Source organism: Treponema parvum, from assembly GCF_017893945.1.
GTDB lineage: Bacteria > Spirochaetota > Spirochaetia > Treponematales > Treponemataceae > Treponema_D > Treponema_D parvum_A.
On the sequence record NZ_CP054257.1, the window covers coordinates 1,581,331 to 1,604,874 of the forward strand.

The window sequence follows — 23,544 nt, forward strand, 5'->3', positions numbered from 1 at the left end:
TCATTCTCCTGTTATTCCCGCTTTGTCCAGAATCTTTTTTATATTGGCGTCGGTTATCAGCAGACTGTAGACATCCTTCTTTGCAAGATTTTGTTTTGTAATTATTTTTACCGGTGTTTCAATAAATTTCGACTTAGTAACCGAGCCGGACATAACTTCGTGTAATGCGTATACTCCCATATACCCTTGGTTGTAGGGATCTTGAACAATCAATGCATCCATAAATCCTTCCATAAATAAAGAAAATTCGTCGGGAGAAGCGTCAAATGAAACGAGTTTTATCTTTCCCTTCATATCGCGTTGCCTTAAAATCTGTGCCGCTCCTGTTCCTCCGGCATCCTGTGCGGCATAAATTCCTACGACATCGGGATTTCCTGTAAGCATGTCCGAAGTGATATTCATTGCCTTTGCGACATCACCGTAGGCGAACTGTACCGGAAGAACTTTTATCTTAGGATATTGTTTTTTGATTTGATCTCTGAATCCGTCTTCTCTTGCTCGCCCCGTCTCGGAAGTAGGATCTACACCGATATCGATTACAGTCCCTTTTTCCCCTATAAGTTTGGCCAGAGTATCGGCGGCCATAGAACCGGCTAAATAGTTATCCGTTGCGACATGCGCTTTTACGACTTCGGAATTAATACCTGAATTGACGGTAATCACGGCAGCACCTTTTGCGATAGCGTCTTCTATAGGTTTTTTAAGAGCTTTTTGATCGGTGACGGCAATCATTATTCCGTCCGGTTTGGATGTTAAAACATCATTAAAGATATTAATTTGCGTCGTTACATCCGCACCTGAAGAGGGGCCTTGGAATTTAACCTCTTTATATCCTAATTCTTTTGCTGCTGCTTTTGCGCCGTTGTAAATGTTGACCCAAAATTGAGAACTTGTAGTCTTTGGAATAAGAACGAGAGTCTTATCGGAATTAGACATTTGTGCTTTTTCAACATCGGTAGAACCGCGAGAAAATACGAAAGACGTTGAAACCATAGCCATACAAAAAAGTACTAACAATTTTTTCATCTTTATCTCCTTCAAAAGGCAATGCCTTTTATTTAACTTATTGAATTGGTACTGTTTCTTATTCTATCGAGGTATACGGTAAGAATAATTATTGCACCTATTGTTACCTGCTGCCAATATGCATCTACGTTGATAACATTTAATCCGTTACGCATTGTTGCAATAAGCAAGGCGCCTATTAAAGAACCCCACACGTTTCCCACTCCTCCGGACATCGATGTTCCGCCTAAAACCACAGATGCGATTGCATCAAGTTCATAACCGTTGCCGCTGCCCGGCTGTCCAGAACCTATGCGTGACAGTTCCGTTAGCCCCGCCAACCCGGCCGTTATTCCTGCAACTATATATATAAAAATGAGCTGTTTTTTTATATCGATTCCGGATAAAAACGATGCTTCCGTATTGCTGCCTATCGCATAGGTATATCTTCCGCGTTTTGTTTTGATAAGAATAAAAAAACAAAATACATACAAAAAGAATACAGTTATAGTCGAAATGGGAATCCCTAAAAATTTTGATTGACCAAGAAAATCGCTTCCTTTCGCAAGTTGATAAACGGGAATTCCTCCTGTAATAATAAGAGCGATCCCTCTTGCGATCTGCATCATTCCCAACGTTGCCACAAACGGCGGTAGTTTTAAATATCCGATAACAATTCCATTTATTGTTCCGATACAACATCCTAAAAGCAAACCGACGCCAATCCCTGAAAAAACGGAATCAGTAGATGCCATTACCATAGCGGAAACAACGGAAGTAAGAGCGACAACGGAACCTGCATCAAGCCCTATACCGCCGCTTATAATTACAAATGTTTGTCCGGCAGCAAGCATTGCGATAACCGAGGCTTGAATCGTTATTGCCGTTAAATTTGAAATAGTAAAAAAATGAGGAGAGAAAAGGCCGAATATGATGCACATTAACAACAAAAGTACGAAAATAAAAAGAATCTGGTTGTTTAAGATCTTTTTACCGTATTTGAAAACATTATTATTGCCAATAGTCATCATACTACCTCCGTAACTTTTTTTCCTGCAAATGCGGTTTCCATTATACGTTCCTTTACAGCTTTGGCGCCGTCCATATCACCTATAATCTCTCCGTCATAAACGATAAGTATTCGATCCGCAAGTTGCACTATTTCGTTTATTTCGGAAGATATTAAAAGTATTCCGTTATTATTTTTTTTAGAATAATCCAAAATCACTTTATGAACTTCCTCAACTGCCCCGACATCTATGCCTTGCGTCGGTTCATCCAATATGAGAACCTTGGAATCGGCAAAAATCCATTTACCGAAAACCACTTTTTGTTGATTTCCTCCCGATAAATTCTTTACTTTTGCCTTTATACTTGCAGTTTTAATATTCAATTTTTCAACTGTGGCTCGCACAACGTCCCGCTCAAGCCTTAACCCGAGAATTCCATTTCTAATAATCTTTTTTAATCCCGGAAGCGTCATGTTTTCACTGACCGACATGGAAAGCGCCAAACCGTTTTTTAATCTATCCTCCGTTAGAAAACCTAATCCCTGTTTTATGGCCTCTTTAGGAGAATTTATTTCAGTTTCTTTTCCATCAATAAAAAGCGCCCCGCTTGTAATTTTATCAATGCCGAAAATTGCTCTTGCAATTTCCGTTTTCCCGGCGCCCATTAAACCGTACAGGCCTACTATTTCACCCTCTCTGATTTTAAAACTTATGTTTTTTAATCCTGTTTTTCGTACACATACGTTCTTCAATTCAAGAAGAATTTTGCGGGTTTTAAAATCGGAAGTATCATTATTTTTTCTCTCAATAAAATCTATTTCTTTACCGACCATCATTTTAACCAATTCATGAATGCCGACGTCTTTGACATTTTTTGTGCCGACTATTTTTCCGTCCTTCATAACCGTCACACGGTCGCCGATTTGATTTAATTCGTCAATTCTATGTGAGATATAAATGATTCCCACCCCTCGGGAAACAAGATTGCGTATAAGGGCAAAAAGGACAGCCGTTTCTTTTTTTGTTAATGCGGATGTAGGCTCATCCATAATTAGAATCTTTGAATTAAAACTAAGAGCCTTTGCAATTTCAATTATTTGTTTTTGTGAAATACTGAGCTGTATAAGTTTTTCTTTTACGTCGATGTTGTGCACATCCATTAAATTAAGCAGCTCGTTTGCTTTTTCATATAGATAGTCATAATCGATACATACGCCTTGTAATTTTTCCCTTCCCAAAAAAATATTTTCGGCGACAGATAAATGCGGAACTTGGCTGAAATGTTGATGTATTATTGCTATACCGTGCTGCTGGGCGTCTTTTGTTGTTTTTATGTTGACTTCGTTTCCGTCTATTAAAATTTTACCTTTATCTTTTTCATAACAGCCGGAAAGGATCTTCATGAGGGTTGATTTTCCGGCGCCGTTCGCCCCCATTAAAACATGAACTTCTCCCTTTTTGAGATAAAAGTCCGCATTATCAAGCGCTCTAACCCCGGAAAAAGATTTGGAAATGTTTTTCATTTCAAGAAGATACTGCGAGCTAATTTGATCCATTTTCAAACTACCTCCTTATAAAACGGCGTACGAGGAAATTTCGATTTCCGAGTAGGCCGTTTTCGTGCGCTCTTTTTTAATACATCTAAACCGCACACTTTAATCTTTAATTCATCCTTAAATAATTCTAAGACCCGAATACGGATTTGTCAAATTTTTTCGAAAAAATTTTTTCGAAAAATAAAAACAGATTTTATTTATAGATGTTCCCTACACGTTTTCGTCAAGGACATCTTTCAATTTTAAGGGAAGCCGTTTATAGCCGGATGAACTCAACTTTTGCATGAGTTATGATTGATCTTCTCTTATCGTCGGAAACCTTATAAGTAAATGCACGGTAAGATCTTTTAGCGACTATAAAGGCGGGCGTAAATTTCAGCAAAACATTGCAATACGCACTGTGTGAAAAATTAAATCTTGTAAAACATATCGTTATACCGCTCTATCCGGTTGCTTTATTTGTGTAAATGCGACACTGATGATATAGCAGACACTTTTATTTCATAAGGAACTCAGCCGGATAACAAAAAAAGCCGCTTTTTGCGGCTTTGGAGATGGGGGGAATTGAACCCCCGTCCGAATACGTAAAACAAGTACCTCTACAAGTTTAGCGGTGCGAGGTGATTGTCGGGAAACGGTGGCAGCACCGCAAGCGTCGTTTCCGTATTTCGATTGTAAGTCCCGCATAAAGACCGAACACATTATGCGGCAAGCCCCGATTTGTGACAGAAATCCCGAATGCTCGGAACAGCGCAAACAGGTTTCCGGCTCAAACGCAGCTTACGCGGCGAGAGCTAACTGAGAATTGTCTTCTGCAGTTAATTTTTTTCGTCTGTTTAAAGGACAGGCGTAACCTTACTTGCAGCACAGACTCTCCCGTACCCGTCGAAACCGGTGCATCCCCGGTTGTATATAAGATAATATAATAAAAAAGCGGCAAAAAATCAAGTCGGAAAATTTCGAGTAAAATTTCGAGTTTTGAAAATATCAGTTAATAATGATATGCTTTCGGCGAGAACGTCGTTCGCTACGCTCACGGTGTATGCCGCGGTTGAGCTTTTAGAGCAGAATTCCGTATGTATAAAGCTCAAAACGGCACGCAGCCGGAACCTCGCTTCCGCACAGTTTTGTACTACTCGCTATTCAATTTGACTTATCACAAAATTTCAGCGTATCTTACGAAGAAAGGCGTCCTTAAATCCGTTAGCCTTGAATTTAGCCAATACAGTATTGTACTCGTCACGTTCAAGAGGGCCAACAAGCATTTGATTTGCGCCTCCGCTTGCTAGAGGAACCATTACGAGCGGATAATTTCCTTTATAAGTATTTATAAGTTTTCTGATATTCTCCGGCTCCTTAAGCACTGAAATTTGCACATAGTATTTTCCACTTTTAAGATCATTAAGGCTTGCCACCGTATAAGAAGCAAATTCTTCGGCGGAAACGGGAGCTGTCGGCTTTTGGGGATCCATGCCTTTAAAAGGCGCTTCATCCTGAGGTGTTTTTGCAAAAACATTTTCCGCAGAATCGTCTTTTTTGACGGATTCCGGCGCCTTACCATCGGGAGGATTTTCCGTAGAAGGAACTAAAACTATCGGAGCGTAGACTTCTCCCTGATCTTCTTCAGAGACGATAACGCTCACTTCAGGTTCTTCAAAAACCGCAGCTTCGGGAATTTCATCAGGATTGAACGGCTCTTCGGCGGCAATAGCTGGAGAAGGAATTTCATCGGCGATAAAAGGTTCTTCTGGTAAAGGTTCAACGGAAGATTCGGCCGCTTCAGGAACGGGTTCAGGCGTTTCAACCGTATCGGCGGCAAGCATATCGTTTTTGGCAGTGTCGGGCATTTCCGCGTCGCTTACGGCTTCTTCTTCAGCATCCGTATCCGCGTTTGCAACCAAAACGTCTTCCGTAAGAACTTTTTCTACAGGAGGGATTTCTTCCGTGGGAATTTCTTCGACTTCAATATCTTCTCCAATACTATCCTCACTATCTTCTCCGACAGGAATTTCTTCGGCGATCTTTTCATCTTCAACTGACTCGGGAATTTCAGCAATCGGCTCATCTTCGCCTATTGCTTCGGCGATGAGGATTTCACTCTCGGCTGCATCCGCAATCTTTTCACTTTCTCTGCGCGCGATGGTCGCAGTTCCGAAAACCTGCTCGTCCATTCCTCCGGTACGTTTGGTGAGTTTTACAAGATTGTTTGCATTTTTTTCGATTCCGAGTTCCGCTGCGGCTTCAGGAGACAAAAGGATGGCGACGCCCTCCGAAGGATCAAGTGAACCCAAAACAAGAATGTCGGCAGATTTTCCGTTTACGGGATTAATTACGTTCACACTGTCGCCAGGCAGGTATCCTATCGTCTTACAAAAAAGTCCTGCAGGCAAAACATCCTTATCCGCAACCACTGCGCGCCCGTCTACCGAAGGGCTAAAACCCATAAAAAACATTCCTGCCAGAAGCACGATAATTATGTGTATGAGTATTTTTTTCATATGGCTCCTCACTTTCCAGATCCTATTTTAATCTGCTTTGCAACGTCAACTGCAAAATCTTGTATTTCCATCTCATCAAGCCGTTTCGTCCGGGCGGATCCGATCGTCTTTACTCCGGAAGCGCTCCGCTTGTTTTGCGCAACTGAAACCAGTTCCCAGCCGATCTTTTTTAAAACCGGGCCGTTTTCAGGAAGTCCGTCTTTAACGAATCCGCCTTTTTCGTATTCAAGCGTAACCTTTGCGAAAAAATCCATATACCCTTGCGCCGCTTCGATAAGCACGCGATTTAACGCGTCTTCGTCTACATGGCTGTCCGCGCAAAGGATTACGGGAGCATCCGTCACTATATCCCCGTATTCGAAAAAACAGTCTACAAGATCCTGCGCAAAAATCCTTGTCGGCTCAAGGGTTTCATTCGCGTCCTCATATTGCTGTATCACCTGTATCACGACGGACAAGGCTGCAGCGCGTGCATGAAGTAAAAAAATGAGAATAGTAAAAGTTACTGTAATACGCTTTATATTCATAATTTAAGTGCGAGGCCGGTCCATGAAATTTTGTCTTTAGCAAAACCGAACTCTTAATATATTTTCGGAAAAATAAAGAAAACTGTTTAGCGCATATTTCAATTTATTGCAGTTAAAATATCACTATGGTATATTTAATGCATAAAAATTATAAAGCAGGCACAGCATGACAGATCGTTCAAGCGGCAATTCGCGGCTGTACATAATAGGCGCGGGTTTTGCCGGTCAGATGATTGCAAACGATATAAAGCGCAAAAAGATATTCGGCCGAGTGGCGGCGTTTCTGGATGACGATAAGTCGCTCATAGGCACAGAGATAGACGGAATTCCTGTTCTAGGGCCTATAGACAATATGGCTTCTCTTTTGCGCTGCAGCCGCGACGACAAAGCGATCATTGCCATTCCGGCCGCTACCGTAGAAAGAATAAAAAATATCTATGAAATTCTCATAAAAAACGGATTCGGGAATATAAAAATCCTTCCGTCAGTAAGTCAGATCGTAGACGGATCAGCACACTTGGTTCAGGCGAGAGAGATCGATCCGCTCGATATTCTCGGAAGAACGCCCATAACTATTCCGCTTTCAAAAAGTCTTTCCTACCTTCGCGGAAAACGGGTTCTCATCACCGGCGCGGGAGGTTCCATAGGCTCCGAACTTTCGCGGCAGCTCTTATCAGGAGGAGCCGAAAGGCTTTATCTGTTCGGCCACGGTGAAAATTCCATATATCAGATAGACAGAGAATTGCGCCTTTTGCAGTCTGAAGGTGTAGGAGAAAAAGCGACGATCGTACCTATAATCGGCGACATGAAAGACAGAGAATACATAAGATACATAATAGCGCAAACTCGATGCGACGTCATTTTTCACTGCGCGGCGTATAAACATGTTCCGATGATGGAAGAAAATCCGGTTGCGGCAATAGAAAATAACGTGTTCGGAACAAAAAACTTGCTTGATTCAGCCATTGAAAACAAAGTTAACCGATTTGTGCTGATTTCCACGGACAAGGCCGTAAGCCCCGTTTCCGTTTACGGCTGTTCCAAGATGATTTGCGAAAAACTCGTATTCGAAGCGTCAAAAAAGGCCGCAAATAAGAGCGCGTTCATGTTCGTAAGATTCGGAAACGTTTTGGGATCCAGAGGATCGATTCTTCCGCTTTTTATGGAACAGATAAAAAACGGAGGTCCCGTGACCGTTACGGATCAGTCGATGGAACGTTTTTTTATGACCATTCCGGAAGCGTGTTCGTTAGTTTTGCAGACAGGCGGAGTCGGAGAAAACGGAGCGGCCTATCTGTTGGACATGGGCGAACCGGTAAAAATTCTCACGCTCGCACAACAGATCGTAAAATTCAGCGGTCTTGAGCCTTATAAAGATATAGACATAAAGATCATCGGCCCGCGGAAAGGCGAAAGAAACGTAGAACCTCTCTGGCTGGAAGAAGAAAGTCCGGTTCCCACAAAATACAAAAAGATCCTTGAACTTAAAAACATAAACGGATTGACCGTTCCCGTTGAAAAATTACTGGAAGAGCTTTTGCCGATATGCGTGTACGACAAAAAAAACGCAAAATTATATCGCAGCAAAGAAAAACTTACAGAAATTCTTTGCAATGCGATTCCGTCTTTAAAAGGAAAACTATGATGGCCGATCAAAACAATCAAGTGGCATTTTCGCGCCCCTCGCTGGGCAAAGAAGAAGAAAACGCGGTTCTGAGCGTTATGAGATCGGGATGGCTCACTACGGGAAAATACGCTTTACAATTTGAAAACGACTTTTCATCATTTTTAATGCAGAACGATGAAAACAAAGGCCGTGTCATCTCCCTTGCGGTAAACAGCAATACAAGCGGAATGATCCTAGCGATGGAAGCATGCGGAGTCGGACAGGGAACGGCGATAATAACCACGCCTTACACCTTCGTGTCCACGGCAATGTGCGCCAGGCATTTGGGCGCGGACGTATATTTTGCAGACATTGAAAAAGATTCTTACAGCATAGATCCCGATAAAGTTGAAGAAATTCTTTTAAAAGACAAAGAACGTCGTATCCGCGCAATCGTTCCGGTGCACATAGCCGGCAATGTCTGCAATATGAAAAAAATCATGCAGCTTGCAAAAAAATACAACGTAAGAGTCATAGAAGATGCGGCGCACTCCTTTCCGTCATATACGAAAGAAGGATATGCCGGAACCATAGGCGACATAGGAGTGTTTTCCTTTTACGTAACAAAAACTATGACCACTGCCGAAGGCGGCATGGTAACTACGCGCGACGCGGAACTTGCAAAGCGGATGACCGTCATGCGGATGCACGGAATGGACAGGAGCGCATGGGACCGCTACACGTCGCCTAAGGCGTCTTGGGAATACGACATAGTAGCACAAGGATATAAATTCAATCTTCCGGACATTCTTGCCGCGATCGGCATAGAACAGCTTAAAAAAGCTCAAAAATTTTATGAAAAGCGAAAAGAGATTGCAGAACTTTACAATGAAGCTTTTTCAAACCTTGATTTTATAAAACTTCCCCCTACAGGAGAAGGCAACGCATGGCACTTGTACCTTTTAAGGATCCGCGCTCAAAAGCTTAAAATCGGGAGAGACGCATTTGCCAAAGAATTACAGAACAGGGGAATCGGGATTTCCGTACATTTTATTCCCCTATTTCATTTTACATATTGGAAAAATCTTTACGCTGATTTTACGGCGGAGAATTTTCCGAATGCGGAAAAACAGTATTCACAGACGATATCAATTCCGTTGTGGCCGAAAATGAGCGGAAGCGACATGCAAAAAGTTATAAATGCCGTAAAATCAATCGGAGAAAACTCACATGCTTAAAAAAAAGACGGATAAAACAAAGGCGCCTCATACGTCTGTTTCGGATGAATTTTACAGTGACATTGACCTGCCCGGCACGCTTTATGCGGCCGTCATCCGAAGCCCGATCGGCTCGGGGCTCTTCGCAGGGCTTGAAGCGCCTCAGCTGCCTGAAGGATACGGCATATTCACCGCAGAAGATATTCCGGGTGAAAAAAAAGTTAAAATCATGAATACACAAATACCCGTCTTTCCCGACGCGAGAATCCAATATTTCGGAGAACCTGTAGGCATAATAACAGGGCCGGATGAAAGGATTCTGTCGGAACTCAAAAAGCAAGTGCATGTGATCATTCACGATGCGGACGCGGGAAAGGACGAAGCAAAGCTTTTAAAAGAAAAAGAGCTAAAAACGGGAATCGCATTAAAAAATCTTAAAGCCTTTGACGAGCTCTTTAGCCGAGCGGAAAAGAGCGTGAGCGGCAATTGGAATTCATCTCTTAAAATGCCTTCGTATTCCGAACCGGAAGGTATTTTTTGCCATATAAATAACGGTATCCTAAGCATATGCACACCTACGAAGTGGATAAAAAATCTGAGAAACACTCTAGCATCGGTACTGAATTTCAGCCCTGAAAAAATTTCAATCATAAAAACCGTCACTCAGCAATACACAAAAAACGGCAGCTGGAAAAATGCAATTATTTCAGCACAGGCGGCCTTGGCGGCCTTTAAGACGGGGAAACCCATAAAATTGTGTTTTTCCGAAGAAGAACAAAGCAAATTCATAGATCAGGGCTTACCGATCGAGATATCATATAAAACGGCCATAGACAAGGAAGGCAGAATCAGCGCTATGGACATTGCGATAAAAATAAGCGCAAGCGCGCAATGCATTTTTATCGATGAAATGATCGATATGCTTATGATCGCTTCGTGCGGTATTTACAACATAAAAAATTTACGCATAAAGACGGAAGTATACGATTCAAAATTACCGCCTTCAACTCAAACCATAAACGATACCGCGTCTCAGGCTTTTTTTGCGCTGGAAAATCAAATGAACAATATAGCGGCCGTGATGGATATTCAGCCGCATGAGCTCCGCATAAAAAACATGTGTCCGGCCGGAAAAAAAAGCTTTATGCCGTTCAAACTCAATCTACCGGAAACTGAAAAAATTCTCGAATCTGTTATAAACGCTTCCGATTTTAAAAGAAAATTCGTCACTTACCGTATCGACTGTGAAGAAAGAATAAAATCTCAGGAATTTCAAAGATTCCCTCTGCGCGGAATCGGACTTGCTTCCGCTTTCAACGGATCGGGATCATTCGCACTCGGAGGCTTTTCAAACGACTACAAGATAGACGTAACATTGGAGAGCGACAGCACTCTAACGATCCATGCGCTGCCTCCATCACAAACCGTAACGGAAATTTGGAAAAAAACTGCGGCTGAAATTCTCGGACTTGACGTTTCAAATATCCGCATAAACAGCGTATTTGAAAACGATCTGGAACCTTCGTTACCTGAAAATGTTTACAGCAACCTAAGCGAAGTTACTCAACTCTTAAAAAAATGCTGTACGGCCATACAGAGCAAACGGTTCAGAAATCCCTTGCCGATATCGGTTTCAAGATCCGCTTCTTCCTCGCAAAAAAAACAATGGTACCCTGAAACCCTTACAGGACAGCCTTTCACCGGCAGCGCGTTTGCTTCGACGGCAGTGGAACTTGAATTGGACCCGTGCACTTTTCAGTGTAAGCTTAAAGGAATATGGATAACGATAGATGCAGGCCAAATATTGCTCACAACGGCGGCGCAAAACAACGTTTATCTTGAAATAGACCGCGTTCTTTGTATGCTTTTTGAAAACGAAAAACTCGACTGCCCTAAAATATCGGTAAATTTTATCGATTCTCAGGACGATCCCAAGCAAGTACAAGGCTTGGTTCTCAATACACTGCCGGCGGCGTTTATGTCGGCGCTTTCGCAGGCGATGGCCCAGCAGATCAGCGTTTTGCCGATAGCGACGAATTATTTGTCTTTAAAAGAAAATTTTAAAATACGGGAAAATTTTGAAAAAGACGAAAACGCGCACAAAAATAATAAAACGGAACAAAAAATTCCTGAAACAGCGGAAGGAAAACAATGAAATTACAGGTAAAATTAAACGGGCAGAACCAAGCGCTTGACGCTTCTCCCGATGCGTCGCTTGCGGAAGTTTTAAGAAGTCTTCACTTATTTTCAATAAAAAAATCCGGGCAAAACGGAAGCGGAAGTTCCTGCACGATACTTTTAAACGGCAAGCCCGTTCCCGGCGACATAATACCCATAGCCGTACTGAAAAACGCAAATATAGTTACGCTTGAGCATTTTATGCAGACAGAAGATTACAAGGATATAAAAGAAGGTTTTGAGCAGGAAGGAATAAACTTGTGCGGTTATTGCAACGCGGGAAAAATTTTTACGGCGTGGGACATAATTCAAACGTACAAGAGGCCTACTGCGGAAGAAATTGAGGCCGCCGTATCGGGGATGAGTTTTTGCTGCACAAACAAAAAAGCGTACATAACCGGCATAAGACGAGCAATATTGCTGAGAACAAAGCGAATAGGAAATATGAGAAATGGACGAAGATAAAATTCAGGTTTTTTCAGCGGAAACTTTAAATGACATATTTTATCACATCAAAACCGTGGCCGGGCTTAAAATAACTGGAAGCTGCACCAAAACTTTTCCCTTGCCTGAAAAACTGCTTTCAACATGCTCGATTAAAGAATTGACTGAAATAACAAGAAAAGAAAACTACATTGAAACGGGGGCCGCGGTTACCTTAGGGAAGTTGGCGTCGCTGGGAAATTCCAAACTGCCGAAGGTTTTGTATGAAGCGATCACAAGCATTGCAACGCCGCACATAAGAAACGTCGCCACGGTCGGAGGAAACGTGTGCCTTTTCCCCGTGCGCGGAACATTGTTCGCGCCGCTTCTTGCGTTAGACGCAGGATTTGTTTTACAAAACGAAGAAGAAACTCTAATCGTTCCCGCAGTTAAATTTTTATCCGTTCCGGATTCTCACGTGCTCACAAAAATAAGGATACCCACAGAAGACTGGGATATTTCCGAATTCCACCGGGCGGGAGCTTCTCACCACCTTTTGGAGACATCGAGCTCTTACGCATTTTTGGCAAACGCGGAAAACGACATTTTAACAAAAATAAGATTCGCCTTTTCAGGTCTTCACACTTTTAGAAGCATAAGCCTTGAAAACAAGATCGAAGGTTCGCGTCTTCCGCTTGAAGAAAAATCCGTCTCGGATTTTATAAAAGATGCAGGCGATGAATTCGATAAAATCTTTGAAGAAGGCAAAGATCCTTCCCCTGTAAAAAAAGAATTTTTAAGGTTTGTCGCTTATTCACTAAAAAAATTAAGTTAGCGCAAAAACGACGACCGAAGTTACAGCCTAAGATCTTAAACTCAGCGGATGAGCATCGCGTCTCCGTAAGAAAAAAATCGGTATCTGTTTTCCACCGCAGTTCGGTAAGCGGACAAAACGTTTTTTGTGCCGGCAAAAGCGCAAACCAGCATCAAAAGCGTAGATTCGGGAGTGTGAAAATTAGTGAAAAGAATATCCGTTATTTTGAATTTAAACCCCGGGTAGATAAATATATCGGTTTTTTTGGTTCCTGAAAGCACAAGGCCGTTTTCGTCGCAGGCAGACTCAAGAGTTCGCACGGACGTCGTTCCTACCGCAACAATAGGGCGCAAATCTTTTTTCGCCTTATTGATCTTTTCGGCTACGGCTTCGGAAATGGAAAATATTTCCTCGTGCATCTTATGGTCTTCGATATTATGCTCGCGCACGGGAAGAAAAGTTCCGAGGCCCACGTGCAGCGTAATAAATTCCCGCTCTATTCCCCTGTCGTAAAGTTTTTCAAGCATGGCTTGTGTAAAGTGCAAACCCGCCGTCGGGCAGGCGGCGCTGCCCACCGTTTTAGCATAAACATTTTGATAGCGCTCGCCGTCGCTCTCGTCGTCGCTTCGGCGGATATAAGGCGGCAAGGGGATATGTCCGTTTTTTTCAAACCAAGCTTCATCGATCGCGGAATCAAGCCTTATGGAACGAAATTCGCTTCCGGCTAATTTTTCATCGTCAATTATCGTTCCGCGAAGTCCGTCCGGAAAAACGTAAGTCATTCCCGGCCTTTGCTTTTTAGCGTTCCGAACCATCACCTTCCAGATCAGCCCTTCGCTGTCCGATTGATTTAAAAACATGAATTCCTGCCGGCGACCGGTAGACTGCTTTACGGCGAAAAGACGCGCCCTTCTCACGCGCGAATCGTTAAAGATCATGAGGGCGCCGCGAGGAATCAAGTCGCAAAGGTCTTCCATCTTATGATGAAAAACTCTCCCCGTTTTGCGCTCCAGTTCCATAAGTTTATCCTGTCCGCGGATCTTAGACGGATATTGAGCGACAAGTTCTTGGGGCAGTTCAAAATTAAAATCCGATAATATCATTTTAAAAAAGGAGCCTGTTCTGGGCGGCGCCGGCCGATGAGTCGGCGGGATTAAACGGCAAATTCAAGTGTTTGAAAGCCTTTTCCGTAACTACGCGCCCGCGGGGCGTGCGCTGTAAAAGACCGCACTGTATCAAGTACGGTTCATAGTAGTCTTCAAGAGTGTCAATAGATTCGCCGATTGAAATCGCAAGTGTTTCTGCTCCTACAGGGCCTCCTCCGTAATTTTTGATTATAGAAAGAAGAATTTCCCTGTCGTAGTTTTCCAGCCCCAAAGAATCTATCCCAAGCCGCTTAAGACCTTCGGAAACAACGCGCTTTGTAATGCGCCCGGAATTAAAAACCTGCGCGAAATCGCGCATACGGCGAAGTATGCGGTTTGCAACCCGCGGCGTTCCGCGGGAACATTCGGCCATGAGAGAGGCGGCGTCATCGTCAACTTTTACCGAAAGAATTTTTGACGAGCGGTTTATTATAAGCGCAAGCTCTTCGCAAGGATAATAACTGAACCGCTGTATTATCCCGAAGCGGCTTATGAGAGGACTTGAAACCATTCCGGCCTTTGTGGTTGCGCCTACTAGGGTAAAATCCGGAATCGGAATCCGCACCGTGCGTGCCGCAGCTCCCTGCCCGATTATCCAGTCAAGTTCAAAGTCTTCCATCGCGATATACAGCATTTCTTCGATGGCAGGCTTAAGTCTGTGAATTTCATCAATAAAAAAAACCGTGCGCGGCGTAATGGTGGAAAGTATTCCGGCCAGATCTTTGGGTTTATCCAGCGCAGGCGCGCTCGTAACTTTAAAATCCGCTCCCAATTCATGAGCGGTAATCTGAGCGAGCGTGGTCTTTCCGAGTCCCGGCGGCCCGATCAAAAACAAGTGGTCGAGGCTTTCCTTACGGTCACGCGCCGCTTCGATAAAAACGGAAAGATTTTCTTTGACGGCGGTTTGACCTAAAAACTCATCCAAAAGCTGAGGACGTAAACCGGCGTCGTGAACATCGTCCGGCGACGGAATGTCCGCGCGCACTATATCGGAAAAATTATTCATAACCTTTTACCTTAAATTGCCTTACCGCACAAGTTCTACAAGGGCGCGCCTGAAAAGTATCTGTTCCTTTTCGGCATGAGAAGCGGCTTTAAAACTTGAGTCTTCGGAAAGTTTTACAAGCAGCAGATCGATTACCTCGGCACAGTCGCGCCTGTCATAGCCCATATTTGAAAGAGAATCGGCAACATCGGAATACGCATCCGTTTTCTGAGGCCGCACAAGACCTTCGCCGTCAAGGGTCAGCTTTCCCTTTAGCGCAAGCAGCATTTTGGCAGCGGTCTTTTTGCCCACTCCCGGAATTTTTTCAAGGACGGCGACGTTTCCCTCGTCCAGCGCCGAAACCAGCTGAGAACCGGAAATATTTGAAAGAATTTTTACGGCTCCTTTTGCTCCGACACCGTCAACTTTGAGAAGATCCAAAAACAAAGCTCTCTCTTTTACGGAAGCGAAGCCGAACAGCTTCATGGTATCGTCCCGGTGCAAAAGCCATGTATAGACCTTTGCCACCTGTCCTACTGGGGGAACGGCGTCAAGAGTGCTGTCGGGAACAAGAAGATCCCATTCTATACCGTGAGTTTCTATATACAATGCGCCCGGAAATTTTGCCGTCACCGTACCGGTAAGACTGTTGAACATATTTACAGTATAACAAAAAAAAACGTCCGTGTCATTGAGACGCATTGCCTTTTTGCACGGCATAAGTTCCGTCCTGCATATCGCGCTCGGCAACATATCCGCTTTGAAACATGCGCAAAAACCCGAGGTTCAAGCCCACTTTTCGCGAAGACTTGTACGACAGCATATTCTTTCCGTTTATATACAAAGAAACGGATCCTCCGCCGTCCATCTCAAGAGCTTCCCAAGCCCCGTATTTAAGCAACACGTCGGCGCATTCATCATAGCTTAGGCCCCGGCTTTTGTTCTTCTTTTCACCTTCCGCACAAAGGACATACAGCGTTCCTCCGTCGCGTGAAACGCCCAACGCCGTTCTTGAATCTTTTTTATCGATATAGCTGCCGTATTTTTTTCCGTCTTTTAGGATCGTAAAAAAGCCGCCCAAAGTCAAAACAGGCGATTCGGAAAAAGACGCGGCTTCTGTTTGTGAAACGGAAATTTCAGCCTTGTTTCTAAAAAAACTTATCGACGAATATTTTGCGACGGGAAGAAAAAAATTCGAGCCGCCTTCACTGTAGACGCCCGCAGGGATCCGCATGTCTTTATATGAAAAAAAGAGTTTCAGTGAAGGAAGCGAAAAAGGCGTTGCGTTCAGCGCTACAAAAGCGCCCGTCCTAAACGCAAAATCCGAAGTTTTTTCTCCTTTTACGCCGCGGCCTTCATAAATCTTAGGAGGAAACGCCGTCAATGCAATCGAATCGTTCAAATCTATTTTTAAAAGATGGTATATAAGCGGTATGTTTGAGTCTTCACTTCTAAGGTAAACGCAGTCGGGCGCAATTTGCGTAAAAACGCTTTTATCGGTTGTATCCCCGCCGTAAATTCCGCTTTCATCTGCTTCGGCGGCGTCAATGTCCGAAGGCACAGACGAGCACCGCAAAAAAGCGGTCATTACGATTAAGAGAAACAAAATATTAAAAACTTTTTTTTTGCTGCCGGCTTTTTTTCCACAGGCTTTTTCCCCGCCGCAACTTTTTGAAATGTTTTTCACACAGTTAATATACAAAAGTTTTTCTTTTGAGTATACTCATTTTATGTCCGTAATCGAGCTTAACGAAATATGCAAAATATATCCTATGGGAAGGATAAAATTAAAAGCCGTCGACGCAGCTTCGTTTTCGATCCGAAAAGGCGAATTTGCCGCGATATCAGGGCCTTCGGGGTCGGGCAAATCTACGCTTCTCAATATAATAGGACTCATCGACATCCCCACGTCGGGTACGCTTTTGATCAACGGAATCGATGTTTACAAGAATACGGACTTACAGAATTTAACCAATGTACCTGCAAAACTGGATTCTAACCTTACCGACCTTCGACACCAAAACATAGGTTTTATTTTTCAGACATTCAATCTCATTCCCGTTTTGAACGTGTGGGAAAACATCGAACTGCCGCTCAAACTGGGCAAACTTCCTGAAGAACGGAGCATGAACAAACGCGAAACTAAAGATTGGATAGAGTTTTTGATAGAAACCGTAGGGCTCACAGGTTGGAAAAAACACAAACCTGCGGAGCTTTCAGGCGGTCAAAGGCAGCGCGTTGCGATCGCTCGCGCGCTTGCAACAAAGGCGCCCATAATATTAGCCGATGAACCTACCGCAAATTTGGATTCAAAAAACGGAGACCAGATCCTTGAGCTTATGAAAAAACTGAACAGAGAACTCCAAACTACATTTGTCTTTTCAACTCACGACGCAAAAATAGTCTCTATGGCCGACCACGTAATAGGAATAAAAGACGGGCAAATTCAATAGAAAACAATCAATAATGCAGTTGCAACAAAATAGATGTTCCTACCGTAAATTTTAAAGGATCGTCATATTCTCCGCCGTATTCAATCTTAACGCCGTTTTTCCATACCGCATGAGGAAAAATACCGGAAATAGCGATGCCCGGCTCCAATTCTCCTTGCGTTCGCTGAAACACATGCTTACCTGAAAGTCCGAAAGTGATATTTTTGCTTTTTCCAAGCCGAGAAATACCGCCGCGATAAGCAAGTTTTCCCGTATGAGCATGTTTTTCGGGCAGATAAACGTCTTGAAATTCTATGTTAAATCCCAGCGCAGGCCCCGCCGTATCCCAAAACCTGTATATACCGCCGGTAAAAACTGTTTTTGAAAAACCTGAAAGATCGGAAGACCTGATTTGCCGGCCTGAAAAAACATTTTTACTTAAATCCTTTAAAAGCGGATAATCGCCCAAAAAGGCAATCTGCTGAGCGTAAATATCAAATCCGAGTATAGTGCGTTTAATTTCGGCACCTGTAAGGCTATCCTTATATTCGTCCTTGCCTGAAATCACTATCGGGGAATTTTGTGCAGGAAATTTACGCGCAAATAATGTAAACGAAGTATAACCGAAAACCATCTCCAAGGAAGCCGCCAACGACATGCTCTTATAACTTGCGTCATCGGAAGCTCCTTTATATAAGGCAAATCCGTTCAGCATCCAATTTCCCACGGGAACGCGGATCTGTGCGGACGCCCCGTCCCTGCTGTCAGCCAAAATATTTGTAAAAAGAGCGTCTTCGTCGTCTTCATAATCATCGCGATTATTGAAAAGCCTTACTGCGCCCCAGACGGTAGTTTTTTTACCCGCAGTCACGTAAATATTATTCAGAAGGACATAATCAAAATACATTTCATAAAGACTGAAGTTCCACTGCGAAGGCTCTTTTTCATCCGGGAATTTCGTGCGCAATGTCGCTTTAAGAAAAAGCGTGTTGTCGGGACGCACCGAAAACGACAGATCATTTAAAAAATCTACTCCCGCCTGCATGTCATTTTCTTTATTTTCGTTAACATAGCCGAGGCCTATTTCGGCTTTCATGTATCCTGAAAAATTTAGAGGAAGCGCAAATTGATTTACCCCTGTCTTCATGTTATCTTTTTCGGATACGACGGCGCCGGAAACATCGTTTGCGTCTTCAAACACCGAATCAAGATCGTCAAACGCTGAATCGAAGTCATTACGGTCGTCCTGTATCGAATCGGCTGTAGGGCCATCGGCAATAGAAGAAGTTTCCGTAACCGCATACGCAAACGAGCAGAGAAAAAAAACAACAAAAAAAATCGAAAACAAAAAAATATTTTTTTTCACTGTTTTATCCGATCCGTCCCGCCGTATATGCGTTTCCACCGACACAGCTGCAAATTTACGTAAGGCGCATTAAGCATAATTTTACTGGGAGCCCGCCGTTTCCAAAAACGGTTTCGTATATACAACATCTTCAACTTTAGAAAAAGCCGCATTGGAAATGCTTATCAAAGTTCTCTCATACTGCATTTTTTCATTTATCTTTTTTCCGCGCAAATTGTCTAAAATAATCATGTTTACCGGAACGGAATAATTTTTTCCGTCGGATTTTATAATCTGGTAAGAAGGTATCGCGGTCGTTCTTAAAAGCTGACCGGACAAACTGTAGTCTTCTTTTTTGCGGACCAGTCCGTCATCTTTCGTAACCCACAATTTAAGCTCAGGATAATCGGTACCGTCTGTCTTTGCTTTAAGATTAAACACGACGCACTCAAGTTTTCCAAGCGCAACATATTCGGATTTTTCAATTGAATAATCTTTATGATAACGCTGCGGCATAAAATCGGAAGTATTGGCATTTGTATTTTGAAATTTGTCTCGCGCATTTGTAAACGTAAAACGCCTATCGGCGGGATCGTAAAACCATATATTGCCTTCCACTTGCAGGTAGCCTTTCCCTTTTTCTTTCGCCGGCCCCGTCATCAAAATCGTCCATTTAGAATCGCTGTCGCGGCGGTACATTTTAGCTTCAACGAGATTTTTGCCTTCGCCCGGTTTTTCCCGAACGATAGTATAAGAAGCTGAAAAATCCGTATCAAAAAAAGCTGTATTTTCTTCGGCTTTTTTTAAAAGCGAATCGGACTGTTCTTTCGGAACTGAAATACTCTGAGAAAACACAAAAGCTGTGCAAACGGCACATGCTAAAATAAAAAAAACTTTCTTGTTCATAAAAACCATAAATAACTCCGATCGAAATTTTAAAATAACCCTATTCGGTTACGGCGAGAGCCTGTACGGGTGTCATAGAGACGGCCTTACGAGTAGCAAACAAAACCGCAAGCGCTGTCGTTACAATAACAAAAAAAATCATTTTAAAAACAGAAAACATATCTATACTCGGCACTATAACTCCGTCGGTCAAAAAAATGTCAAACGCGGGTATAAATGACAGATTCCATGCTCTAAGACCTAACGATAGAACAATCGAAAGTAAAAATCCGGCTAGACAGCCTGAAAGCAGCAGCACAGACGCTTCGGAAAGCAGAACAAAGCTTATTCCCCGCCTTTTCATTCCTATGGCCATATAAATTCCTATTTCATTGCAGCGTTTCATAACCAAAACGCGGTATGAACTGCTTACGCCCGCCACGATGATAAGAACCAGTGAAACTATGATAAAGACGGCGATCGCACGCATAGCGTCTATAAGCCCTCCGAGATCTTTAAGATTGGCGGAAATAGCGATCAGAGCGTAAGTAGGAAACGGAAGTCTTGCAGCTAAAAGATCCTCGTAAAAAACATATTTATCGTTTACAAGAGGATACATAGGAAATTTTTTTTCCAACTCCGCTTGATAGTAGGCAATGTCTCTGCCGGACGGCTCTTTATCAGGAAAAAACACACCGATGCGGTTAGCTGCGTTCTCAGGCAGTCCGAAAGCGGAACGAAGAACGTCAAAGTCCATATACGAAGTATACATGCCGAACAGACTCGAATCTCGGAATATTCCTTTTACGACGAGCGTTACGGTATTCGTATACCAATTTTGCGTTTTCAGCATGAGCGTTATCGAATCACCCGTATCAGCGCCGAGTATATCCGCAATGGGTTTTGAAAGCAAAATTCCGTTGGTACCGGCCATATCTTCTGCCGAGCCTGAAACATAATTAAAATAAGTAAAAAGTTTTTTCTCTTTCGTAAAATCCACGCCCTTGATCACTCTCTGCCTTACGCCCGTTCCCTCAAAATACAGAGCCGCATAAGAAGCTTCAAAATCAAAGCGCGGCGCAATTATTGCATTTTCGGGAAAAACAGTATTCAATTTTTCGATTATCGGATCATAATCATCAAAATAGAGATTTCCGTTTCCGCCTATAAACTGCAAATCCCCGCCGTAATATATTCTCGCCTTCATGGAAAGCGCTTTAAGCATTCCGTTCATAACATAAATACTGAACAATGAAATTCCCACGCCCAAGCAGCATACAATAAAAAGCGAAACATACTGTTTTTTTCTAAAAAGAAGGGATCTGAGTCCGAGTTTTAAAGCAAACATCACCGCGCTCCCTGTATCGCCTGAACTGGACTTATAGAAAGCGCCGTCCGCACAGGATATATCCAACCTATAACGCCAAGAATCAGTGACATTCCCAGAGAATTTCTTAAATTTGCAAAAGTTATTTTAGTAACAAGGGTGTCTCCGCCGAAAAGTTGAATTAAAAATGAATTTGAAAAAGCAATATGAGCGCGGGTAAGTAAAAAAGAAGCTAAACTGCCGATTAAACAGCCCAAAATACCGGCAACGAACGTGATCATAAAAGTTTCAAGCATAAACAATAAAGAAACATACTTTCCCGAAGCGCCTACCGCACGCATGGTTCCTATTTCGCGTATTCTGTCCAAAACATTTATCACCAAAGTATTGTTGACGACAATAAAACCCGACGAAAGAATTATCAAAACGCCTATATTAAAGATAATGCGCATCCAGTACAAGTACATTGCGGAATTTCCGGCCGCATGCCGCCAACCCACGGCTTCGACAGGCCAGTCGTTTTTATGAAATATTCTGTTGACGTCTCTTATAACCTTTCCTGCATTTTTACTTGAATCAAGCCTGACTATAATGAAATTCCATGAACCGCTTTTTATCCCTGTCCCCTCAAATTCCGTCTCAGCGCTAAGCGCCGCGTTATCTGAAAGAGAACCTTCAACGCCTCCGCCGGAAATACTGTCTTCGGGGGGCGCCTCTATGTCTTCACGAATAACGGCATCCACATCATTTGCGCCGTCAAATAATGAATCAAGTTCTGCAGCGTTTTTAAGAATTTCCGATGCGGAATCGTCAATTTCAATATCGGATGCAACCTCGTCCATATCCGTTAAAGAACGAAAAGTCGAAGGATCCAACAGCATATAGCGCTCAAGCGTCGTGTTCAAAACCGTATAATCATAGATCGCACTTACGGGAACCGCCCTTATCCTGGCTGAAAGGCCGTCGACAACTGAAAATTGGATCATATCGCCGACAGACACGCCCAAAGAAGCCGCCGTCGTTTTTAAAAGCATCGCTCCTTTGCTCCCCGAAACATACGGACTTCCTTCGACGACCCTAAGAGACGGCATGTGCTTGGCGAATTCCGCGCCGTCGACGCCGAAAAGGTGAACCAACAAACGGTTTTCTTTGTTTTCTGCAACGGCAAGCCCCGAAACCTGAGGAATAAAAGACTTTACATGAGGATTTGAAGAAAGTACGCCGCATACGCCGTCATAAGGAACAAGATTTTCAAGTTTTGTAAGAGTTCCCGTCACTGGGGTTTCATCTCCGAAAAGGCTTAAAGGAATTTTCGACTTAGGCCTTATTATAAGATCCCCTGTAAAACTGTTTATAAAAACTTCTTCTACACCGTGTTCCGTTCTGTCAAAGACGGAATTGATAAGAACCAGCAACGCTACGGACATAGCTATAAATAAAATTATAACAAAGGAACTTTTACGCGAAACAATATTTTTAACTGCAAGTTCAAATAACATAGGCTGCTGTATCTAGTTTATGATGTCCGTGTCGCCTGATTGCTTTCCGCGCAGCATACCTTTATCCTGTCTGTTAACGGCTCTGTTAATGTAATGCAGCACTGAAAAAAACAGCAGAACAAAAGCATAGGTTACAACGATAAGAATAGTCCCCTTGAATACTTGTAAGTACATCGCAAGCCCTACGGAAATACAGATTAAAGCCTGCATGCTTAGCAAAAAAACAAGCGCAGCTTGTTTGGTAAAACCTATGTTCACAAGCTTATGATGAATGTGGCCCATGTCAGGAGAAAAAACGGAACGGTGTTCTCTTATCCTCCGCCATACGGCCGCAAGCGTATCGGTCATGGGAATGGCACAGAGCGTGAGCATGATAAGAACCTTATTGTACTCGTAATTTACGGTCGATGAAAACAGAGGGCAAACCGCAACAAAAAAACCTAAAAATTGGCTTCCGCCGTCGCCCAAAAATATTTTGGCGGGAGGTCTATTATACAGCAAAAATCCCGATATCGAACCGCACAGAACAAGACAAAGCGCCGCCGCCGAGGACGCGGAGCGGGCAAAAATTATATAAAGAGCGCCAAGCGTTAAAAAAGAAAGCCCGCCGCAAAGCCCGTCAAGCCCGTCTATGAGATTATACGAATTTATCACAAAGACAATCCAAAGGAATGTAAAAACGTTTCCGATAAACGGAGGAACGTAAAATCCTAAGATACTGTCAAAACTGTATCCGCACACGATAGTTATAAGAGCGGCAACGCACTGTATGATAAGCTTTATACCTGCGCGCAGTGGATGAAAATCATCCGTCAAGCCCATAAAAAAAATAAGAATTCCTGCAAAAATCAAAGAAACATTGTAAATCCTATCGGCCACAGGCGTACTGTAAAATAAGCCGAATATGATCTCGGTCACAATAAAAGAAAAAACGACGGCAAGTCCGCCGAGCCTTGGAATATTCCCGCTGTGAATTTTTCTCGAATTCACCTTGTCATAAAAACCGTATTTTCGAGAAAATCTTATAATAAAAGGTATGAGAAGGGCGGAAATAAAAAAAGAAATAAAAAAAAATAAGATCATTATACCCCT

At 43.0% G+C, this 23,544-nt stretch carries 21 protein-coding genes and 1 other RNA gene; 7 read left to right on the forward strand and 15 right to left on the reverse strand.

Annotation, left to right across the window (positions count from 1 at the left end; translation table 11 throughout):
- The 4 genes from HRI96_RS07040 to ssrA all read right to left on the reverse strand — a co-directional run bounded on the left by HRI96_RS07040 (position 1) and on the right by ssrA (position 4,475).
- Complete coding sequence (locus HRI96_RS07040; protein ID WP_210116686.1) at positions 1 to 1,026, reverse strand: ABC transporter substrate-binding protein; 1,026 nt, start codon at positions 1,024 to 1,026, stop codon at positions 1 to 3.
- Positions 1,027 to 1,058: 32 nt separating this feature from the next.
- Positions 1,059 to 2,036, reverse strand: coding sequence for an ABC transporter permease (locus HRI96_RS07045; protein ID WP_210116687.1), 978 nt, complete (start codon positions 2,034 to 2,036; stop codon positions 1,059 to 1,061).
- Complete coding sequence (locus HRI96_RS07050; RefSeq protein ID WP_210116688.1) at positions 2,033 to 3,571, reverse strand: sugar ABC transporter ATP-binding protein; 1,539 nt, start codon at positions 3,569 to 3,571, stop codon at positions 2,033 to 2,035. Before HRI96_RS07050 ends, HRI96_RS07045 begins: the two co-directional genes overlap by 4 nt.
- A gap of 548 nt (positions 3,572 to 4,119) precedes the next feature.
- Positions 4,120 to 4,475: a transfer-messenger RNA gene (gene ssrA / locus HRI96_RS07055) on the reverse strand.
- Positions 4,476 to 4,549: 74 nt separating this feature from the next.
- On the opposite strand from ssrA, the gene HRI96_RS07060 reads away from it, so the two are divergent.
- Complete coding sequence (locus HRI96_RS07060; RefSeq protein ID WP_210116689.1) at positions 4,550 to 4,723, forward strand: hypothetical protein; 174 nt, start codon at positions 4,550 to 4,552, stop codon at positions 4,721 to 4,723.
- Positions 4,724 to 4,737: 14 nt separating this feature from the next.
- Here the strand turns inward: HRI96_RS07060 and HRI96_RS07065 are convergent, their stop codons facing one another.
- Together HRI96_RS07065 and HRI96_RS07070 are read right to left on the reverse strand one after the other, a co-directional pair.
- A complete protein-coding gene (locus tag HRI96_RS07065) occupies positions 4,738 to 6,069 on the reverse strand; it encodes an SPOR domain-containing protein (RefSeq protein ID WP_210116690.1) in 1,332 nt (443 codons plus the stop codon).
- Positions 6,070 to 6,077: 8 nt separating this feature from the next.
- On the reverse strand, positions 6,078 to 6,596 hold the full coding sequence (locus tag HRI96_RS07070) for a hypothetical protein (RefSeq protein ID WP_210116691.1): 519 nt from the start codon (positions 6,594 to 6,596) through the stop codon (positions 6,078 to 6,080).
- A gap of 166 nt (positions 6,597 to 6,762) precedes the next feature.
- Here HRI96_RS07070 and HRI96_RS07075 point away from each other — a divergent pair, with 166 nt between their 5' ends.
- Genes HRI96_RS07075 through HRI96_RS07095 form a run of 5 tightly spaced genes read left to right on the forward strand, consistent with a single transcriptional unit; the run spans position 6,763 to position 12,855 of the window.
- Complete coding sequence (locus HRI96_RS07075; RefSeq protein WP_210116692.1) at positions 6,763 to 8,241, forward strand: polysaccharide biosynthesis protein; 1,479 nt, start codon at positions 6,763 to 6,765, stop codon at positions 8,239 to 8,241.
- Positions 8,241 to 9,440, forward strand: a complete 1,200-nt coding sequence (locus HRI96_RS07080; RefSeq protein WP_210118651.1) for a DegT/DnrJ/EryC1/StrS family aminotransferase — start codon at positions 8,241 to 8,243, stop codon at positions 9,438 to 9,440. Before HRI96_RS07075 ends, HRI96_RS07080 begins: the two co-directional genes overlap by 1 nt.
- Positions 9,433 to 11,574, forward strand: coding sequence for a molybdopterin cofactor-binding domain-containing protein (locus HRI96_RS07085; protein ID WP_210116693.1), 2,142 nt, complete (start codon positions 9,433 to 9,435; stop codon positions 11,572 to 11,574). The genes HRI96_RS07080 and HRI96_RS07085 overlap by 8 nt, the downstream gene beginning before the upstream one ends.
- Entirely contained in the window at positions 11,571 to 12,062 is a 492-nt protein-coding gene (locus tag HRI96_RS07090; protein WP_210116694.1) for a (2Fe-2S)-binding protein, read from the forward strand. The genes HRI96_RS07085 and HRI96_RS07090 overlap by 4 nt, the downstream gene beginning before the upstream one ends.
- A complete protein-coding gene (locus tag HRI96_RS07095) occupies positions 12,049 to 12,855 on the forward strand; it encodes an FAD binding domain-containing protein (RefSeq protein WP_210116695.1) in 807 nt (268 codons plus the stop codon). Before HRI96_RS07090 ends, HRI96_RS07095 begins: the two co-directional genes overlap by 14 nt.
- Positions 12,856 to 12,896: 41 nt before the next feature.
- Here HRI96_RS07095 and queA read toward each other — a convergent pair whose 3' ends face one another.
- Genes queA through HRI96_RS07115 form a run of 4 tightly spaced genes read right to left on the reverse strand, consistent with a single transcriptional unit; the run spans position 12,897 to position 16,651 of the window.
- Positions 12,897 to 13,937, reverse strand: a complete 1,041-nt coding sequence (gene queA / locus HRI96_RS07100; protein WP_210116696.1) for a tRNA preQ1(34) S-adenosylmethionine ribosyltransferase-isomerase QueA — start codon at positions 13,935 to 13,937, stop codon at positions 12,897 to 12,899.
- A 1-nt stretch (position 13,938) separates the two neighbouring features.
- A complete protein-coding gene (gene ruvB, locus HRI96_RS07105; RefSeq protein ID WP_210116697.1) occupies positions 13,939 to 14,985 on the reverse strand; it encodes a Holliday junction branch migration DNA helicase RuvB in 1,047 nt (348 codons plus the stop codon).
- Between the two features lie 21 nt (positions 14,986 to 15,006).
- Positions 15,007 to 15,621 carry a Holliday junction branch migration protein RuvA gene (gene ruvA / locus HRI96_RS07110; protein ID WP_210116698.1) on the reverse strand — a complete coding sequence of 205 codons (615 nt, stop codon included), beginning with the start codon at positions 15,619 to 15,621 and terminating at the stop codon, positions 15,007 to 15,009.
- Positions 15,622 to 15,652: 31 nt separating this feature from the next.
- Positions 15,653 to 16,651, reverse strand: coding sequence for a phosphodiester glycosidase family protein (locus HRI96_RS07115; protein ID WP_210116699.1), 999 nt, complete (start codon positions 16,649 to 16,651; stop codon positions 15,653 to 15,655).
- 43 nt (positions 16,652 to 16,694) lie between these two features.
- On the opposite strand from HRI96_RS07115, the gene HRI96_RS07120 reads away from it, so the two are divergent.
- Positions 16,695 to 17,417 (forward strand): ABC transporter ATP-binding protein, encoded by a 723-nt coding sequence (locus HRI96_RS07120; protein ID WP_210116700.1) that lies wholly within the window; start codon positions 16,695 to 16,697, stop codon positions 17,415 to 17,417.
- A 7-nt stretch (positions 17,418 to 17,424) separates the two neighbouring features.
- Here HRI96_RS07120 and HRI96_RS07125 read toward each other — a convergent pair whose 3' ends face one another.
- The 5 genes from HRI96_RS07125 to HRI96_RS07145 form a co-directional block, all read right to left on the reverse strand.
- Positions 17,425 to 18,762, reverse strand: a complete 1,338-nt coding sequence (locus HRI96_RS07125; protein WP_210116701.1) for a hypothetical protein — start codon at positions 18,760 to 18,762, stop codon at positions 17,425 to 17,427.
- Positions 18,763 to 18,843: 81 nt separating this feature from the next.
- Entirely contained in the window at positions 18,844 to 19,656 is an 813-nt protein-coding gene (locus tag HRI96_RS07130; RefSeq protein WP_210116702.1) for an outer membrane lipoprotein-sorting protein, read from the reverse strand.
- Between the two features lie 31 nt (positions 19,657 to 19,687).
- Entirely contained in the window at positions 19,688 to 20,974 is a 1,287-nt protein-coding gene (locus HRI96_RS07135) for an FtsX-like permease family protein (RefSeq protein WP_210116703.1), read from the reverse strand.
- Positions 20,974 to 22,452 (reverse strand): ABC transporter permease, encoded by a 1,479-nt coding sequence (locus HRI96_RS07140; RefSeq protein WP_256729179.1) that lies wholly within the window; start codon positions 22,450 to 22,452, stop codon positions 20,974 to 20,976. The genes HRI96_RS07135 and HRI96_RS07140 overlap by 1 nt, the downstream gene beginning before the upstream one ends.
- Positions 22,453 to 22,464: 12 nt before the next feature.
- Entirely contained in the window at positions 22,465 to 23,535 is a 1,071-nt protein-coding gene (locus HRI96_RS07145; RefSeq protein WP_210116705.1) for an MraY family glycosyltransferase, read from the reverse strand.
- Positions 23,536 to 23,544 lie beyond the last annotated feature (9 nt).

Coding starts and splice junctions, on each gene's coding strand:
- HRI96_RS07080 (WP_210118651.1), top strand. CDS start 8,241: ATGGCCGATCAAAACAATCAAGTGGCATTTTCGCGCCCCTCGCTGGGC.
- HRI96_RS07085 (WP_210116693.1), top strand. CDS start 9,433: ATGCTTAAAAAAAAGACGGATAAAACAAAGGCGCCTCATACGTCTGTT.
- HRI96_RS07130 (WP_210116702.1), bottom strand. CDS start 19,656: ATGGTTTTTATGAACAAGAAAGTTTTTTTTATTTTAGCATGTGCCGTT.
- ruvB (WP_210116697.1), bottom strand. CDS start 14,985: ATGAATAATTTTTCCGATATAGTGCGCGCGGACATTCCGTCGCCGGAC.
- HRI96_RS07145 (WP_210116705.1), bottom strand. CDS start 23,535: ATGATCTTATTTTTTTTTATTTCTTTTTTTATTTCCGCCCTTCTCATA.
- HRI96_RS07045 (WP_210116687.1), bottom strand. CDS start 2,036: ATGATGACTATTGGCAATAATAATGTTTTCAAATACGGTAAAAAGATC.
- HRI96_RS07120 (WP_210116700.1), top strand. CDS start 16,695: ATGTCCGTAATCGAGCTTAACGAAATATGCAAAATATATCCTATGGGA.
- HRI96_RS07040 (WP_210116686.1), bottom strand. CDS start 1,026: ATGAAAAAATTGTTAGTACTTTTTTGTATGGCTATGGTTTCAACGTCT.
- HRI96_RS07135 (WP_210116703.1), bottom strand. CDS start 20,974: ATGTTTGCTTTAAAACTCGGACTCAGATCCCTTCTTTTTAGAAAAAAA.
- HRI96_RS07075 (WP_210116692.1), top strand. CDS start 6,763: ATGACAGATCGTTCAAGCGGCAATTCGCGGCTGTACATAATAGGCGCG.
- HRI96_RS07090 (WP_210116694.1), top strand. CDS start 11,571: ATGAAATTACAGGTAAAATTAAACGGGCAGAACCAAGCGCTTGACGCT.
- HRI96_RS07140 (WP_256729179.1), bottom strand. CDS start 22,452: ATGTTATTTGAACTTGCAGTTAAAAATATTGTTTCGCGTAAAAGTTCC.
- HRI96_RS07070 (WP_210116691.1), bottom strand. CDS start 6,596: ATGAATATAAAGCGTATTACAGTAACTTTTACTATTCTCATTTTTTTA.
- HRI96_RS07065 (WP_210116690.1), bottom strand. CDS start 6,069: ATGAAAAAAATACTCATACACATAATTATCGTGCTTCTGGCAGGAATG.
- ruvA (WP_210116698.1), bottom strand. CDS start 15,621: ATGTTCAACAGTCTTACCGGTACGGTGACGGCAAAATTTCCGGGCGCA.
- HRI96_RS07095 (WP_210116695.1), top strand. CDS start 12,049: ATGGACGAAGATAAAATTCAGGTTTTTTCAGCGGAAACTTTAAATGAC.
- HRI96_RS07050 (WP_210116688.1), bottom strand. CDS start 3,571: ATGGATCAAATTAGCTCGCAGTATCTTCTTGAAATGAAAAACATTTCC.
- queA (WP_210116696.1), bottom strand. CDS start 13,937: ATGATATTATCGGATTTTAATTTTGAACTGCCCCAAGAACTTGTCGCT.